This window comes from Corynebacterium sp. MSK310, from assembly GCF_030227355.1.
Taxonomy (GTDB): domain Bacteria; phylum Actinomycetota; class Actinomycetes; order Mycobacteriales; family Mycobacteriaceae; genus Corynebacterium; species Corynebacterium rhinophilum.
Genome location: NZ_JASPFZ010000001.1, coordinates 456,753 through 473,362, shown reverse-complemented (window position 1 = coordinate 473,362; position 16,610 = coordinate 456,753). Strand labels below are relative to the sequence as shown.

The 16,610-nt window shown below is 57.2% G+C and carries 15 protein-coding genes and 1 tRNA gene; 7 read left to right on the top strand and 9 right to left on the bottom strand.

Annotated features, from left to right (window positions below; all coding sequences use genetic code 11):
• Window positions 1–104: 104 nt before the first annotated feature.
• Complete coding sequence (locus QP891_RS02225; RefSeq protein WP_284641759.1) at window positions 105–1,490, top strand: anaerobic C4-dicarboxylate transporter; 1,386 nt, start codon at window positions 105–107, stop codon at window positions 1,488–1,490.
• Here QP891_RS02225 and QP891_RS02220 read toward each other — a convergent pair whose 3' ends face one another.
• Entirely contained in the window at window positions 1,491–2,309 is an 819-nt protein-coding gene (locus QP891_RS02220; RefSeq protein WP_284770704.1) for a class I SAM-dependent methyltransferase, read from the bottom strand.
• A gap of 37 nt (window positions 2,310–2,346) precedes the next feature.
• Between QP891_RS02220 and QP891_RS02215 the strand changes: the two genes are divergently transcribed.
• From QP891_RS02215 to QP891_RS02205, 3 genes are read left to right on the top strand one after another with little or no spacing between them, the layout of a single operon-like run.
• Window positions 2,347–3,780, top strand: coding sequence for an ABC transporter transmembrane domain-containing protein (locus QP891_RS02215; RefSeq protein ID WP_284770703.1), 1,434 nt, complete (start codon window positions 2,347–2,349; stop codon window positions 3,778–3,780).
• On the top strand, window positions 3,780–5,522 hold the full coding sequence (locus QP891_RS02210; RefSeq protein ID WP_284770702.1) for an ABC transporter ATP-binding protein: 1,743 nt from the start codon (window positions 3,780–3,782) through the stop codon (window positions 5,520–5,522). Before QP891_RS02215 ends, QP891_RS02210 begins: the two co-directional genes overlap by 1 nt.
• The gene (locus tag QP891_RS02205; RefSeq protein ID WP_284770701.1) at window positions 5,519–6,499 is read left to right on the top strand and encodes a CE1 family esterase; all 981 of its coding nucleotides are present in this window, start codon (window positions 5,519–5,521) and stop codon (window positions 6,497–6,499) included. The genes QP891_RS02210 and QP891_RS02205 overlap by 4 nt, the downstream gene beginning before the upstream one ends.
• Here the strand turns inward: QP891_RS02205 and QP891_RS02200 are convergent.
• Complete coding sequence (locus QP891_RS02200; protein ID WP_284770700.1) at window positions 6,496–7,746, bottom strand: site-specific DNA-methyltransferase; 1,251 nt, start codon at window positions 7,744–7,746, stop codon at window positions 6,496–6,498. The two genes, QP891_RS02205 and QP891_RS02200, sit on opposite strands and share 4 nt — an antisense overlap.
• A 161-nt stretch (window positions 7,747–7,907) precedes the next feature.
• Between QP891_RS02200 and QP891_RS02195 the strand changes: the two genes are divergently transcribed.
• Window positions 7,908–8,105 (top strand): antitoxin, encoded by a 198-nt coding sequence (locus tag QP891_RS02195; protein ID WP_023022261.1) that lies wholly within the window; start codon window positions 7,908–7,910, stop codon window positions 8,103–8,105.
• Between the two features lie 127 nt (window positions 8,106–8,232).
• Here QP891_RS02195 and QP891_RS02190 read toward each other — a convergent pair whose 3' ends face one another.
• The 4 genes from QP891_RS02190 to QP891_RS02175 form a co-directional block, all read right to left on the bottom strand.
• Window positions 8,233–8,850, bottom strand: coding sequence for a response regulator transcription factor (locus tag QP891_RS02190; protein WP_284770699.1), 618 nt, complete (start codon window positions 8,848–8,850; stop codon window positions 8,233–8,235).
• Window positions 8,843–9,979 carry a sensor histidine kinase gene (locus QP891_RS02185; protein WP_284770721.1) on the bottom strand — a complete coding sequence of 379 codons (1,137 nt, stop codon included), beginning with the start codon at window positions 9,977–9,979 and terminating at the stop codon, window positions 8,843–8,845. The genes QP891_RS02190 and QP891_RS02185 overlap by 8 nt, the downstream gene beginning before the upstream one ends.
• Window positions 9,979–10,734 carry an ABC-2 transporter permease gene (locus QP891_RS02180; RefSeq protein WP_284770720.1) on the bottom strand — a complete coding sequence of 252 codons (756 nt, stop codon included), beginning with the start codon at window positions 10,732–10,734 and terminating at the stop codon, window positions 9,979–9,981. The genes QP891_RS02185 and QP891_RS02180 overlap by 1 nt, the downstream gene beginning before the upstream one ends.
• A gap of 82 nt (window positions 10,735–10,816) precedes the next feature.
• Window positions 10,817–11,743 carry an ABC transporter ATP-binding protein gene (locus QP891_RS02175; protein WP_284770698.1) on the bottom strand — a complete coding sequence of 309 codons (927 nt, stop codon included), beginning with the start codon at window positions 11,741–11,743 and terminating at the stop codon, window positions 10,817–10,819.
• A 96-nt stretch (window positions 11,744–11,839) separates the two neighbouring features.
• On the opposite strand from QP891_RS02175, the gene QP891_RS02170 reads away from it, so the two are divergent.
• The gene (locus QP891_RS02170; protein WP_284770697.1) at window positions 11,840–12,409 is read left to right on the top strand and encodes a cadmium resistance transporter; all 570 of its coding nucleotides are present in this window, start codon (window positions 11,840–11,842) and stop codon (window positions 12,407–12,409) included.
• 59 nt (window positions 12,410–12,468) lie between these two features.
• Here the strand turns inward: QP891_RS02170 and QP891_RS02165 are convergent.
• The 3 genes from QP891_RS02165 to QP891_RS02155 form a co-directional block, all read right to left on the bottom strand.
• Window positions 12,469–12,542 (bottom strand) — tRNA-Pro (locus tag QP891_RS02165).
• Window positions 12,543–12,618: 76 nt separating this feature from the next.
• Window positions 12,619–13,017, bottom strand: coding sequence for a YchJ family protein (locus QP891_RS02160; RefSeq protein ID WP_284770696.1), 399 nt, complete (start codon window positions 13,015–13,017; stop codon window positions 12,619–12,621).
• A complete protein-coding gene (locus tag QP891_RS02155; RefSeq protein WP_284770695.1) occupies window positions 13,017–14,177 on the bottom strand; it encodes a bifunctional alpha/beta hydrolase/OsmC family protein in 1,161 nt (386 codons plus the stop codon). The genes QP891_RS02160 and QP891_RS02155 overlap by 1 nt, the downstream gene beginning before the upstream one ends.
• Before the next feature lie 87 nt (window positions 14,178–14,264).
• Between QP891_RS02155 and secA2 the strand changes: the two genes are divergently transcribed.
• Complete coding sequence (gene secA2 / locus QP891_RS02150; RefSeq protein ID WP_284770694.1) at window positions 14,265–16,556, top strand: accessory Sec system translocase SecA2; 2,292 nt, start codon at window positions 14,265–14,267, stop codon at window positions 16,554–16,556.
• Window positions 16,557–16,610 lie beyond the last annotated feature (54 nt).

Here is a 16,610-nt window from a genome sequence, read left to right as displayed (position 1 = left end):
ACAATGGTGTGACACTTCGCTCTCCTTTTTACTTCGGTGAGAGCACTATGGCGCCGATAGGATAAAACTTGTCAACCATTTACTTTCTGTTTGAAAGGCATGACATGTTAGCGAATGTGATTGCCCCGGATTCAGTCCTGGCTATCGTGCTTCAAGTCATAATCATTTTAAGTGCTTTGCTTTTGGGCACCCGCTATGGCGGGATCGGCCTCGGATTAATTTCTGGCATCGGCTTGATGCTGATGGTCTTCGTGTTTGGATTGGCACCGGGCGAGCCCCCTGTGTCGGTCATGCTGACGATCATTGCCGTTATCGGCTGTGCAGCCACACTGCAACAAGCACAAGGTTTGGAAGTGATGATGCAGCATGCGGAGAAGTTCTTGCGTGCTCATCCAGAGCGCATCACAATTTTGGCACCACTGACTACTTGGTTCCTCACCGTACTGTGCGGCACTGGCCACGTGGTCTACACCATGTTTCCGATCATTGAAGACATCGCGCTCAAAAAGGGAATCCGTCCTGAGCGTCCGATGGCAGTGGCCTCGACCTCGGCGCAGATGGGTATTACCGCTTCACCGGTGTCTGTGGCTACCGTTTCTCTTGCGTCGATCCTTGCGGAAAATGCTGGAGCTATCGACAAGGCTTATTCGATTCCGCAGATTCTTACGGTGGCGCTACCCGCGTCCTTGTGCGGTGTTCTTCTCGCCGCGTTATGGTCGCTGCGTCGCGGCAAGGACCTGGACAAGGATCCGGCTTTCCAAGAACGGATGAAAGACCCAGAGTTTGCCGCCAGCATCAATGAGAGCGCCGATTCGCTCATCGGTAAGGAATTTTCCCGCGAGGCTAAGCGTTCAGTAGTCGTTTTCCTTGTCGCTATTGCCTGCGTGGTCCTCCTCGGCGCTTTCGAGTTCCTGCGCCCGCTGGTTCCTGGTGATGATGGCGAGCTGAGCCCGGTATCGATGAATCTAGTGATCCAGATGGTCATGCTCGTCGCCGGCGCCATCATCCTTCTTAGCTGCAAAGTGGATACCAAAAAGATTGCGTCTACTCCAGTATTCAAGGCCGGCATGACCGCTGTATTTTCGGTCTTCGGTGTTGCGTGGATGGCAGATACGTTCTTCCAATCTCATATCGATGCCCTGGAAACGAACTTGGGTTCTGTCGTCGAGGCGGCCCCATGGACGTACGCCGTCGTGTTGGTGGTTGTGTCCAAGTTGGTCAATTCGCAGGCTGCTGCACTGGTAGCAATTGCCCCTATTGGCTTGCAATTGGGCATTGACCCGGCTGTCATTGTTGGTTTCTACGGCGCAGCTTATGGTTACTTCATCTTGCCAACCTATCCTTCTGACTTGGCCTGCATTGGCTTCGATCGCACGGGTACGACGCGAATTGGCAAATACGTCATCAACCACTCGTTCCTCATCCCCGGAGCGATCTCCGTATTTACCTCCTGTGTGGTCGGCTCCCTCTTGGCCCAGGTTCTCCTGTAATCAGTCCCTCGAGATAGACTCCTCCCGTACCAGCACGAATGCATCCGTGCGGTACGGGATGTGCAGTTTTTGCCCGGCCGAAAAGCTCATGTGCTCGTAGAGGTACCAGTTCAGGTTGTGGGTCATGCGCTCGTGGATGGCCTCGCTATTTCTGAGCCAGTAGGAACGGGTGTGCATGAGTTGGTGGAGCTGTTCTGGGGTGAGCTCGTGAGTCCAGCTCAGCCGGAGTTCGCGCTCTAAGGTCCAGGGTGACTTGTACTCCGGATAAAAGCCGGGCTTATGCACGTCGCCGGAGTGCATGATGCGGCTTAACCGAAGGATCCAGGGATCCGCGTGTACATCGAGGGTATTCCACACTAAAAGGACGCGCCCGCCCGGCGCGAGGATGCGGTCCAGCTCGGCGGAGGCGGCGGCAACATCGACCCAGTGCCAGGTTTGGGCGAGGCAGGCGGCGTTGAGGGAGGCATCGGCAAGCGCGGTGTGCTCGGCCGTGGCGCGGATGATGGGAATGTCCAAGCGGTGTTGGAGCACGCGGGCCATATCTGCCGATGGCTCGACCGCAAGCACGTTGGGGTTGGTGAGGGACTCAGTGAGCTTGCCGGTGCCGGCGCCGATATCGGCAACGCGGTGGGCGCCGGCGATGAGTGCAGCAACCTCGGCCGGGTAATGGGGGCGGACGTCCTGATAGGTGTGCGCACCGTGGTGAAAGGCGCGCGCTGCCTGGGTGCGCTGGGGATCGGTGCCAAAGGTAGGTTTCTGCTTCGCAGAGGGATTGCGGTAGCTGGGGAAGTGTTGGGGGTTGGGGTGGCGAGTCGACATAGGCTATCTAACCTACCGGGAATTAGAATGGCTTGTTATGGCAACACTTCCAGAACCATCAGATCCACGGTGGTTGCTGAAAACCGTCTTCACTAGGCCTGGGATGACCATTCCCGCCGCTGTGTGCATGGCTATCTCCTTCGTTCTCAATGGCACAACGCCGGTCATCGTGGGTTATGCCATCGATGAAGCGGTGGTGGAAGGATCGATAGGGCGACTGTGGTGGTGGCTTGCACTCCTGGTCCTAGCCTTCGCCGTAAATACCGTCACTGGGTGGTGGGGCCGCAGGCTCAACGCGCGCAGCATGCTGGTTATCGGCCACGACGTGCGCATGGCCATCACGGAACGGATTATGGATCCCAAGGGGATGGGCGGGCCGAAACGCACGCCAGGGGAGTTATTGGCCATTGCCTCGACCGATGCTACCCGCGTACAAAATGCCGTGATGATGACGGTTTTTCCGGTGGCAGAGATTACGTCCATCATTTATGTCGCGGTGATGACCAGCCGGGTGAATCTGCCGCTAGGCGTGGCCATTTTATGCGGCGGGCCCATCGTGGTGTGGGGATCGCTGCGCTCGGCTGGTCCGTTGCGCAAGCGTTCTGGTATCCGGCAAGCAGCATTGGGCCGCGCTAGCGCGACGGCGACGGATATTGTCCATGGCCTGCGCATTATTAAGGGGATCGGGGCGATTGGCACGGTGCGCAAGCGGTATGCGGGCGATTCCGATGCCGCCTACGAGCGAACCGTTGAGGCCAATGCAGCGCAGGCTGGATTGAATGCTTCTACGGAGGCGCTCGGGTCCACCTATGTCATCGCCGTCGCGATTGCCGCCGGCTACCTGGCGCTAGATGGGCAGATGAGCATTGGTGAGCTCATTATGGTAATTGGCCTTACCCAATTCATCATTACCCCGATGACCATGCTGGGAAGAAATATTGCCTCCCGGTGGGCCGCGGCGCAGGCGAGTGCGCAGCGAATCGTGGGCCTGCTGGGCGCTCCTGGACTTCCCGAGGACGCCGCGCCACAGGTTCCTGCGCTACGGCCGGGTATCACCGCCATCGATGGGCATGCTCCGGAGGAATTGCGGGAGCTGCCCCGGGAGAAATTCATCGTCGTGCCGCACGAGGTCACGCTGTTTACCGGAACCGTGCAGGACAATATTCATCCGGATGCAGGCACAGCCGCGCGGGCTCTAGAGGTGGCCGCGGGCGAGGATATCCCCGGTGGTGTGGACCGCGAGGTGGGCGAGCACGGGAACAACCTATCCGGCGGCCAGCAGCAAAGGGTTGCCCTTGCCCGCGCTATCGCCGCGGATCCGGAGGTGCTTATTCTTTCTGATCCAACCACAGCTGTCGATTCCGTTACCGAACAAGAAGTAGCCCACCGCGTTGCGGACTACCGGAAGGATAAACCCACCATCGTCTATACATCGGCGCCTGCGTGGCATGCAGTGGGGGTGGAATCCTAATGCGTTTTCCCACCGCCACTTGGCCACAGGTGAGAAAGGTCGTGGCGCAGCAGCTCTCGGCCATCCCGCACGCGCGCCGGCGCGCCGTTATTGCCGTGGTGTTCTTGATCGCCGGGGCAGCGGCCAATGTCACCATCCCGATCCTGCTCGGCAAGATCGTCGATGCCGTGACGACAGGCACCAGCATTGCCCTCCTCGGAGTCCTGCTCATCGGGGTCGCCGCCGTATCTGCCGCATTGTCGGCGGCGGGATTCTATGTTCTGTCCCAGCTGACCGAGCGCGTTATTGCGTCCCTGCGCGAGGATATGGTCTCTACGGCACTCGGCCTTCCCACGCACCGCATCGAGGATGCCGGAACTGGGGACTTGGTATCGCGTTCAACCGATGACGTGGCTGAGCTATCCGCTGCGGTTACAGAGACGGTCCCCGTGCTGGCGAAGTCCATTTTTGCCATTGCCTCGACGGGAGTCGCGCTGCTTACGGTGGATTGGCAATACCTCGTGGTTATTGTTGCCGTGACCCCGCTGTATTTCTTAGCCGGCCGGTATTATCTGCGGCGCGCCCCTGACCGGTATGCCGCTGAGCGCGCCGCCATGGCGGTCCGCGCCCGCCGGCTTTTGGAGGAAATCCACGGCAGGGATACGGTGCGCGCATTCCGCATGGAAAAGACGATGCACGATCGCATCGGCGCGGCTTCAACGCGTGTGGTGGAAGAAGGATATAACGCGCGCCGGACGATGATGGTACTCCAGGCCCACCTCACCGGCATTGAGCTGGTCTTATTGGGCAGCGGTTTGGCAGTAAGCTTCTGGGTGGTGCAGGCCAATGCGCTTACTGTTGGCGCGGTCACCGCGGCGATGTTATTGCTCATACGCCTGCGCGGGCCGCTGATGGGGCTGATGCGCGTGCTTGATACGGTGCAATCTGGATATGCCTCGTTGGCGCGCATCGTGGGCGTGGTCATCGATCCGCCCCAACCGGTGCCGGATAGCGGGGCACCGCGGGGCGATGGCAGCGTGGACATGCGCGATATTTCCTTCCGCTATAGCGATAACTCTTGGGCCGTCGAGGGGCTCAACCTTGCGATTAAGCCCGGCGAAACGGTGGCCCTCGTCGGGGCATCTGGCGCGGGAAAATCCACCGTGGCCGCGTTGCTCGCGGGCTTGCGCGTCCCGGATAAAGGCACCGTGCTTGTCGATGGCGTCGAGGTTGCGCTGCTTTCCGATGCCGAGCGTATCCAGCGCCTCGCCCTCGTTTCCCAGGAGGTGCACGTCTTTTCTGGGAGTTTGCGCGAGGATCTTGCACTCGCGGCGCCACAGGCCACCGATGCGGAAATGGTGCAGGCATTGCGCCAAGTGCAGGCTGACTGGTTCTTCGATCTGGAGGCGGGCCTCGATACCATCGTGGGCGCGCAGGGCATGCCGTTGGCCCCGGTGGCGGCGCAGCAATTGGCGCTTGCCCGAATCGTGCTGCTGGATCCGCGCATCATCATCTTGGATGAAGCCACGGCAGAAGCAGGCTCGGTGGGTGCTGAATCCTTAGAGGACGCCGCAGAGACTGTGATGGAGGGGCGGACCGCCTTGGTGATCGCTCACCGACTGGATCAGGCCTCGCGTGCCGATGCCATCGTGGTCATGGATAATGGCCGGGTAGTAGAACAGGGTCGCCATGCAGAGCTGCTAAATTATGGGGGCCGTTATAAACAGTTATGGGCCGCTTGGCAGAAGGGACGAAAATCATGAGGCGGAGGCCGGTGCGCGCTACGTTGAGCACCGCAGTCTTGTGCTGCGTGGCGGCTTTGGTCGTGTCATGCGCAAATAATGAGGAAGAATCGGACTCGGCGGTACGCAGCGAAAGCACGCAATCGCACGGTTCGGCTGCCTCGCAGCTCGGGATTCCTACCTCTGCGCCGCTCAGTGGCCCAGAACCCGGTTCCTATACGACGATTAACCTGCCGTCTGGTCGCTCATTTATTCTCAGCGTGCCGGAAAAATATACGGCCCAAAAAGAGTGGCCTGTCGTGATGGCTTTTCACGGGTGGGGGCAGTCCGCGGAAAACTTGCGCGACTATTCCCGCCTCGATGCGGCACAAGCTATTACCGTATTTCCTGCAGGAAAGGAAAAAGCGTGGAGCCCCGCGCCATATGCGGAAACCAGCGGGAGCGAGGACAAGAAATTCGTGCTCGATATCCTCGATTCCCTCCGCGCGACCTATAACGTGGATGATTCGCGGCTTTTTGCCACCGGCATGTCCAACGGCGGCGGTTTTGCTGCCTACCTGGCTTGTCAGATGCCCGGCACCTTCCACTCGGTCGCCACCATTTCCGCAGCATATTACGAAGATATCCTGAAAGACTGTGCCCATGAACCCGTAGGGCGCCTCGATATGCACGGCACCGATGACCCCGTCGTGGGCTATTACGGCGGAACCCGGCACAAGACCAAGTATTTCTCCGTTGAATCTGTCTTAGAGCAGGACCGCAAGCGCAATAAATGCTCGGAGAAGGTAGACACCAACCGCTTGGTCAATAATGCCCTCGACATGCATTGGCGGGGCTGCACCGCACCGCTAGAGCATATCCGCATCGGTGGCGGCTCCCACGTGTGGCCGGGTGGTCTTGGAGACAAAAATAATGAAGTAGGAAAGTTCTTCGCCACTGACCGCGTCCTGGACTTCTTCGGCATTCCCGGCAGGCCCGACGGCACTCGCGAAACCTAGATCGCGCGGTAGGCCCGGAAAGAGGACCCAGGCACGGATCGCACGCGCTCGACGCAAATATCCGCGACGCTGAGAAAGCCTGCTCGGCGCGCCGCACTGTCCGGGGCAGTGGGCTCTGGAATTTGCACTAGGTGAAAGCTGCGCTCACCCTTATCTTCTCGGTTGAGTTCGATGACCGCCTGCGCCGTGGTGCCTGATCCCCCGAAAAAATCGAGCACCCGGGCATCGGCGCCGCCGCCAATGGCGATGAGATGCTTGATAAGGCGCACTGGCTTGGGGAAATCAAAGATTCCCTCCACGCCCATGACGTCCTCTGCGTCGCGGCGTCCGGTGCGCGTTACGCCAAACCTTGGCCCATCGAGGATGGAACGCGGCCGCGCCCCTGCTTTTTGATAGTTCTTGGTGTAGACAAAACCGCGCCGAAAGACCAGCTCATCGTAGCGCTTTGCCACCATATCCTTGCCCCAGCGCCAACGCGCTACCTGGCTGTGGCCAGCCGGTTGGTCAGGCCAGTGTTGCGTGCCATCGGGAGAGGAAATGGGAAAATCAAGCGATGGCAGATACCCCAGAGTCTTAGAATCTAAGCGCACCAAGGAGTATTTGCCACGTTCATCCTCGTGGTTATATTTGGTGCTCGTATAGCCCTCAGCATCTACATTGAATCCGGGGTTATCCGGGTTCTTGGCATAGCAGAGGATGTATTCGTGTTCTACCACCGCATACTTGGAATCGTTTTTCCCGGTGCCAGCCTTTTTCCAAATAAGTTGCCCGGCATAGCAGCCCTCGCCAAAAACCTCGTCTAAAACCTTGCGGGTATTAGCAGCCTCATCCTCTCCAATGGAGACGAATATAAAGCCGTTCTCTGCCAGAATTCGGCGCGCCAGGATGAGCCGCGGCAACATCATGGACAGCCACTCGGCGTGCCATTGGGCATAGCTGCCGGAATTTACCTCTCGCCGCGCGCGGTAATTATCGCGATAAACAAAGTCCCGGCCGGTGTTATACGGCGGGTCGATGTAGATGACATCGAAGGTCTCGCCCGTGGAAACCCAGTGCTGTAGAACTGGCAGGTTATCGGCCAAGTGGATGCTATTGGGCGAGGTGGTAGAGCTGCTTAACGCAGCATCGAGCTCAAACTCGGCGGCTAGGGGAGTCTCCGCCGCAACGCGCGCGGCCTGCTTGCCAGGCCATACCAACCCAAAGAATTCCGCGGCGTTGCAGTCTGCACCAGGGCTGGTGTGCGTCATTTGTTGCCTTTTCCGTGCGAGCTGGTCATTGGTCTCATTAACGCTATCACTTTAGAACTTCTGACAACCTTTGGTGGCGAAGTCTCGGCAGCGTCGTTATCGTGGGCAGTGTTGCCGCGCACGGCAATGGTTAGATGAAGTAAACAACGAAAGGATTAGCAATGGGTATCTTTGACAAGGCAAAGGAAGCACTGAACTCCGAAAAGGGCCAGGAAGTTACCAACGAAGGTTTGGACAAGGCCGAGGACTTTGCCAAGGACAAGCTGGGCGAAGACAAGGCAGACCAGGTAGACAAGGCCCGCGACGTCATTGATGACAAGCTCGGCACCAATAACGACGGTGACGACGAGAACAAGTAGTTCTCGCCCTAATTTCTAATTAAATAACGCTTAAGCCCCGTTCCAGACAGGAGCGGGGCTTAAGCTTATGTCTATGGCCGATTTTTCTGGAAACGCGGTTCAATTGGGCTGGAGAAAAATTTGTTCTTTAAATCCAGCCCTGAGTTTGGGCTTTCGTCGCAGCCTCGTAGCGGTTGTTCGCAGCGGTTTTTGTCATGATACTTGACACGACGTTGCGCACACTGCCTGGACTAAGATGCACTTTGCGCGCCAGTTCTGAGGAAGTCACCCCAGATAATAAAAGCCGCGCGATTTCTCGTTCCCGGGGTGTGAGCGGGTTGTCCGGGGTAAAAAGACTCTCTCGTGCCAGGGCAGGATCGATAACCCGGAGCCCAGCCTTCACCCGGCGAATTGCCTCCGCCAGTTGTTCTGGGGGAGTGTCTTTGACTATGAACCCAGCGATGTTGGCATCTATAGCACGTTTTACATAGCCGCCGCGGCCAAAAGTAGTAACGATGAGGCATTTGCATGGACTGTCGGAGAGCTCTTCAGCTACGTCTAGACCACTTTTTCCAGGCATTTCAATATCGAGTAGAGCTACCTCCACGTTGTGCTTGGCAACGAGCCCCGCAACCTCGTTGCCAGTCGCGCATTGAGCAACTACGTCAATATCTGGTTCGGTAGCTAGGAGAGCGACAAGGGCGCCGCGAACCAATGATTGATCCTCTGCGATAAGGATACGGATGGGTGGAGATGTCTCAGCCATCGGAACCAATTTCACTGTCCAAGGGTAGTAATTCGGTATCACCGTTCATAGTAATCAGCGCTATGGTGCGGTTGTCCTTCCTCATAATAATTAACTTCCCGCCGCTGTCCTCTATTCGCTTGTACAGCCCGAGTAGCCCGCCACTTTGGTACTGCTTTTCCGGATCGAAGCCGCAACCATCATCTACGACTTGGAGCTTATTTTGGGTTATGCTAACCCAGCAGTGCTGTGCTCCTGAGTGGCGAATAACGTTAGTAGTGAGCTCACGTAATGCCCAGGAAAAGGCGGCGTCATAAAGTCCTACGGCTTGGACGTTGGCAGGAAGATGCGCTTGAATCCCTGTAGTATCGAATGCTCGTCGTGCTGCCTGAACTTCTCCTTCGAAGGTCGGCATGCGCATCCGGGTAACTGTGGAGCGGACTTCTGCCAAACTCTTACGGGAAAGGTCACTTATTTCTTGAAGCTCGTTTCGAGCTCGAGTCGGATCTACGTCTACTAGCCGCTGTGCCAACTCAGATTTTAAATTGATGACGGTAAGCGAGTGACCGAGCAAATCGTGAACGTCGGTGGCAATGTCTTCACGTTGGCGAGCCAGATCGAGTTGATGCTCTAAATCCGTGCGCGAGTCTTCTCTTTGAGACATTGTGCCTAGCAACACCAGCAAAATTGGCCAGCCGAATATCACAATGAATGTCCCTAAGAGGTCCTGCGAATCGACGCTCCACAAGGCACCTGTGACTACGAGTCCGGTAAGAAGTACCCATAATAATGCCCGGCGCAGTGGTAATTGAAAACCGAGGAATGCAGCTAGATAGGGCACAAATGTGGTGGCATAAACTCCAAAGAAGGGTATGGAGATAAGTGCTGTGAGCGCTAAGGCAGACCACCGAGCAGCCAAGCGATAACGTAAGTTCCAGCCCCGCGGGTAGTAAGTCACCGAACCAAAGCTGAAGAAATATAGGGCGCTGAAAGCGATAACACAGGCAGTGGATCCTAGGCGCTGCGTAGCGTCCACACCAGGCTGAACGAAATTGAGAATTAAGCCAAAGAGCAGAAATATAAGCCAAACGCTGGCAAACACCGCATTATTTGTAGCGAATCCTTTGAAAGGCGAGTGGAATGAATCCATTACATTCGTGATTTGTCGCGGTGGAGCAGCGCTGTGCAGGCTCCGACGAAAATTGCGATCCATACGGCGAAGTTTAGTCCCGCGCTCCACAAGGAATGATTAACCGTGCCATCGGCATCATTGAGCAGTTGCATCCCTTCTGCCAATGGCCATTGAGCCAACACGACAGGGCCAAAAAGGGGTGTAAAGCGGCCAAACGCCATAAGTGAGGAAGATAGAGGGATAAAGACATTGGCGGCGAACAGCAGGAGGACAATAGAGGAAGAAGCAATGGCCACGGAGTTATCCGTCGGTAAAGCAAGTGCCCATATCATTCCATATAAGCCAAAGGGAATAGAGACAACAGCGCACGCAAGAAAGGACAGAACCCATTGGTGGGGCTCCATGTCAGCCTTAGTTAATGCACCAGTGAGAAACACTGCTGCAATGGGGAGCAGAGCTTGCAATGCTATGGATGTGATATTCGCCCAGAGGATCTGGTGAGGGCGCAGCGGAGTAAGCGCTAGTTGGCGTCTCCAACCGGACCGAGCATCAGTGACTGAAGAAGCAGCGGCTCCCACCGCACCGGCGACGCCACCGTACAGGGCCATGCTGATCATTTGGAGAGCTGCAAAGTTACCGTTGTGAATGGGAAGGCTGCCAAAGTCCATTAGTGTGCCGAAAAGTAAATAGAAAAATACCGGCAAAATGGTGGTGAAAAATAGCGGGGCGAGGTTGCGGCGCAGCCGGAGGAAATTGTACCCAGCAAAACGCATTGTGTTACTCAACGCAGGCGCGGTGGAACTATTAGACATGGTTGGAATCTTTCGTTGGGGGGCTGGCGGGAGGAGAAACGGGTTAGCTGTGCTCATCGGTGAGCGCGAGGAAAGTATTTTCCAGACTATGAGCGCTAATGGTGAGGTCATAAGCGCCTGTGTGGTTAAGAAGATGGCGGGCCAGTGAATCCGAATCTGAGGTAGTCATTTGAATGTGATCTCCAGTGCGGGTGACTTCGGTAACGCCTGGTAGCGCACTCATTGGAGGAATACTGCCGTCAAATTGGGCCGTAATTCTTCGGACCTCGCCGCGACTACGTATGTCAATTACCTTGTCATCGGCCACAACTTCCCCTTTGTGCAAAAGCACTATCCTTTCAGCAAAATTGTCTGCTTCTTCGAGATAGTGTGTCGCGAAAAAGATGGTGCGCCCGAGTTCAGCCTGGTGCTGCATGGACGCCCAAAAATCCCGGCGAGCGCCCGGATCCATACCGGCAGTCGGTTCGTCAAGGATGAGTATCTGCGGGTCGCCCAGGAGCGCAAGCGCGAAACGAAGACGTTGTTGCTCGCCGCCGGAGCACTTGCCCACTCGTCGAGACAATATCGGTTCTAAGTTGGTATGATGTGCGACCTCGCCAATGTCTAGGGGCTGAGCAAAGGTAGCGGAAATCATCTTTAAGGTATCGCTTACGGTGAGCTCGGGGAGAAGACTTCCGGATTGAAGTACCGCTGCTAGCTGTGCGTTGTTGATCGCTTCCTGGGGGCTTTTGCCTAGGACTGCGACAGTGCCGGAAGATGGTTCGGTAAGGCCTAAGATGAGGTCAATGAGTGTGGACTTTCCAGCGCCGTTGGTACCTAGCAACGCTATGATTTCTCCGGGGGCGATGGAGACTGATACGTCATTAAGTGCTCGCACTGAATGCGAGGAATTTGCTGCGAAGACTTTTTCTACGTCGCGTACCTCAATCGCTGTTGAGGAACCTGAGTTAGGGATACGTGTAGTTTTCATGTCTTGCACTTAACTACGTTTGCGCTTTTAATAGCAGGGATCGTGTCACGAAGTTGCCATGACAATTGTCATCGGTGGATACGTTAAGCTGATTATGTGATTACTACTCTCGCATCCGCAATCGTCTTATTTATCGTCACCAATATCGACGATATCGTTGTTCTCTCGCTGTTCTTTGCCCGTGGCGCGGGCAGGAAGGGCACGACCAAAGCCATTCTTTTGGGTCAATACCTGGGATTTTTGGGGATCCTCGCGGTCTCCGTGGCACTTGGTCTGGGACTTAGCGCCATCCTTCCGGAAAACTGGATTCGCTTTTTCGGGCTTATTCCCTTGGCCATTGGCCTCTGGGCGGCCTGGGAGGCTTTTCGCGGGGAAGACGACGATGACGTTTCTGGAAAGAAGCTCAGTATCGCTGCGGTAGCCGGGGTCACCTTTGCCAATGGCGGCGATAATATCGGTGTGTACTTGCCGGTATTTACCACGTCTTCGCCCGCAGATATCGCGGTGTACTGCGTCGTATTCCTCGTCTTGGTCGCAGGCCTTGTAGCGGCGGCGAAATTTGTGGCCACACGGCCAGCCGTAGCAGAAGCACTAGAGAAGTGGGAGAGCGTTTTATTCCCCACGGTGCTTATACTGCTTGGTCTCGCCATCCTATTTGCGGTGTAGGCGAGGCACACAGAAAATCCCACGGCCGTGAAGTAAATCCATAGCCGTGGGATAATTTGTCGGGCTAACAGGATTTGAACCTGCGACCCCTACACCCCCAGTGTAGTGCGCTACCAAACTGCGCCATAGCCCGGCGTCGCATTATTTGTTGCGACTGCCCTAGATTACATCAGGATAATTCCACAGTGAAATCTAGGCCGTGACCTGCATTAAAGCTCGCCAGTGGAATAGACCCATGCGCCATTAAGGCGCCGGAAAGACGATCGCTCCCGCTGGGAGCCCACTGCCTCGCCCTTGTAGAAGGCCTCAAATTCCACGATGCCTTCATCGTCTACAAGACCACCGCCTTCGGTATCGAGGATATCGAGGCGGTAGAACCGGATGGGGGAGTCAGCCAAGTCCAATGAGCTCGGCCGAGTCACCGGATCCCAGGTGCGCAGGAGGTAGTCCTCATCGCCGCTGACGAAGGCGCTAAAGCGTGACCGCATGAGAGCCTCGGCCGTGGGAGCTTTGGCACCGGCATGGTACTTGCCGCAGCATTCGCCAAAGCTCAGCCCGCTCGTGCAGGGGCAGCGGCGGGAATCGGCGATGGGATTGAGGGCCACCATTAGTTGGAGTCCACGATATCGGTGATGGTGGCGCCGGCGGCCATGCGCTCGACATCGGTATCACGCGCGGCTGCGCGCAGTGCATCGATATCGGAATCGCTCAAGGAGCCTTTTAGTTCGATGCGGCGCTCGAAGGAGGTGGTACCGGTCTGGGTGATGGATACGTGGACATCGTCAAGCGCAAGCTTCTTGCCGGCCTCCTTGATGGCCTGGGTGGAGGCAGCTGCCAAGGCCGACATGAGCAGGCCGGTTGCGGTAAAGCCCTTGCCCTTGCCGCCTTCCTTTTTGGTGCGGTCCGCGGTCACGGAGTGATCATTGTGGCGCACCACGACGCCGAACTTGGTGCCGGTAGCGGGACGGGCAACGGCGGCGTCGGTGCCCACTTCCTCGGGCTCATAGTCGGGAACAATAAATTGCTGGGACCAGGCACCGATCAGATCAGCGGCGCGGGCTGCGGTTCCCTGCTTGGTGAGCAGGTGATCGGCCTTATCCAGCGAAACGAGGGATTTGGGGTAGCGGGTCATGCGGAAGATATTTTGCGCATTGTCGATGCCCACCGTCTGATCGATGGGGGAATGCAGGGACAAGAGGGGCTTGCGCAACCGCGGTAGGTATTCTTCCGGATTGGTTTCTGCCAGATCCTCCAGGAATTTACGCGAAATGGTCAGGGCCCTGCCTCCCAAGACGACCTCGACCTCGCCATTAGCGTCTACCTCGCCGATCTTATCCGCGTAGTGCAGCACGGAGTGCGCGGGATCGAAGGGGGCGCCGATGGTGGCCACGGCGCGAATCTTTTTCATTGCCGTGGCGGCCTTGAGCACCGCTGCGCCGCCCAAGGAGTGACCAATGAGCATCTGTGGTGCGGAATAGTGTTCTTCTAGCCAGTCCGCGGCGGCGCGGATATCGTCGACATTCTGGTTAAAGGTGGTGTCCGCGAACTCGCCTTCTGATTGCCCCAAACCGGGAAAATCAAAGCGCAAGGTGGCGATACCGAATTCCGTTAATTGCTTCGAGGTGCGGGCCGCGCCAGGGGTATGGCGCGAGCCGGCAAAGCAATGCGCGAAGACGGCGAAGGCGAGAGGGGGAGCATCAGGAAAGTCGATGGTTCCTGCCATCTCGGTTCCTCGGCTGGACGGCAGCTTAACATTGACGGATTGCATGGCACCTACAATAACGGCCCCATAAGTTCCAAGCCAGATGAGGTTGACTAGAGTCGTAGGCAGCCAGCCCCTAAAGGAGGAATTGTCGTGGGAGCATTCGATTGGTTCTGGAAAGCGATGGGCTCGCAAAGCGAGCGAAACGATAAGAAATCCAAGGCCATCGTGGATGAAGCTCGCTCCGCCGCGGACAAATTCGCGCAGAGCGACGATGCTGCCGTGGCCCAAGCCGCCCGCGATGCGGTGCGCGGCGGCGAGGTCGCAGACAAGGCCCAATTCCTGGGTGCCCTTGCCGTAGCGTGTGAACGCACCCTGGGCCTGCACCCATTCACCGTGCAATCGCAGGCGGTACTGCGACTGCTTACCGGCGATGTCATTCAAATGGCTACCGGTGAGGGCAAAACTCTCGTTGGCGCGATGGCCGCAACGGGTTTTGCGCTCACTGGAAAGCGCGTCCACGTCGTGACGGTCAATGATTATCTGGCCAGCCGCGATGCCGAATGGATGCGGCCTGTCGTGGAATTTTTTGGGCTGCAGGTAGCCTCCGTGACTGAGGGTATGAGCGCGGATGAGCGCCGCGCGGCCTATGCGCAGAATATTATTTATGCCCCGGTCAATGAATTGGGCTTTGACCTATTGCGCGATAACCAGATCACCGAACGCGCACAGACGGTGCAGGCTCCTGGCGACGTCGCCTTGGTGGACGAGGCCGATTCCGTCCTAGTGGATGAGGCCCTTGTACCGCTGGTGCTGGCCGGAAATCGCCCCGGTGAGGCTCCCACGGGACAAATTACCAATGTGGTCTCCCGCCTCCGAGAGAACCACGAGTACGTCATCTCAGATGACGGGCGCACGGTGCAGCTTACCGATGTAGGCGCAGCCCGCGTAGAGCGAGAGCTCGGCATCGATTCCCTTTATTCCGAGGACAATATCGGCACCGTCCTCGTCAAGGTTAACTTGGCGCTGCACGCAAAGGCGCTGTTGATACGCGATATTCACTACATCGTGGTGGACGGCAAGCTGCAGCTTATCGATGCCTCCCGTGGTCGCGTCGCCGATCTGCAACGCTGGCCCGACGGGCTGCAGGCAGCGGTAGAGGCCAAAGAGGGCTTGGAAGTCTCTGAGGGCGGGCGCATCCTCGATACGATTACACTGCAAGAACTCATGCGACGGTACCCGCTGGTCTGTGGAATGACGGGTACTGCGGTAGAGGCCACCGACCAGCTGCGCCAATTTTATGACCTGCACGTTTCCGTTATCGATCGGAATAAGCCACTGCAGCGCTTCGATGAACAAGATCGCATTTTTGCCACCATAGGGGAGAAGTCAGCGGCCATCGTCGAAGAAATTGCCCACCTGCACGAAGCCGGTCAACCAGTACTTGTGGGAACCCAAGACGTGGCGGAATCAGAAAATTTAGCTGAGGCCTTGCGCGATCGCGATATTGAAGTCAACGTGCTTAACGCCAAAAATGACCGCGAAGAGGCACAGATTGTCGCCGAAGCCGGCGATATTGGGCGGGTAACCGTCTCCACACAAATGGCCGGCCGCGGTACGGACATCAAGCTCGGCGGCGCCGATGAGGCCGACCACGATGAGGTGGCTGAGCGCGGCGGCCTTGCCGTGATCGGAACCTCTCGGCACCGCACCGCGCGGCTCGATAATCAGCTGCGCGGGCGTGCAGGGCGCCAAGGAGACCCAGGCTTGGCGCTATTTTTCGTCTCGCTGGAAGACGACGTGGTGCAACAAGGCGGAGCTGGGGAAAAGGTCAGCGCGCAACCTGGCCCTAGCGGGCTCATCGAATCCAAACGGGTGCAGGACTTTGTAGCCCATTGTCAGCGGGTAACAGAGGGTCAATTGCTAGAAATTCACGCGCAAACCTGGAAGTATAACCAGCTCTTGGCGGACCAGCGCATCATCATCGATAAGCGCCGTGCAGCACTATTGGATACAGACCAAGCGTGGCAGGAACTAGCTGAGCGCGCCCCAGAGCGGGCCAACGAGCTTGCGGAACTCCCGGAGTCGGTGCGAATTCAGGCGGCGCGGGAAATCATGCTGTATCACCTCGACATGGGCTGGGCCGATCACCTCGAGCTGCTCGATGATGTGCGCGAATCCATTCACCTGCGCGCCATCGCGCGCGAGACCCCAATTGACGAATATCACCGCATCGCGGTGCGCGAATTTAAGGACTTGGCGCAGCGGGCGGTGGATCAGGCCGTAGAGACCTTCAGACAGGTGCCTATTGACGCCGAGGGGGCACACCTTGCAGACTCTGGGTTGAACCGTCCAAGCGCAACGTGGACCTATATGGTCTCTGATAACCCCCTTGCGGGGCAGGGAAATTCCGTGTTGAGCGGCATCGGAAATATTTTTCGGTGAAATAATTGCCCACTGAGAGATCAAAGACTCGGTAGAGTCGCTATTATTGGTATA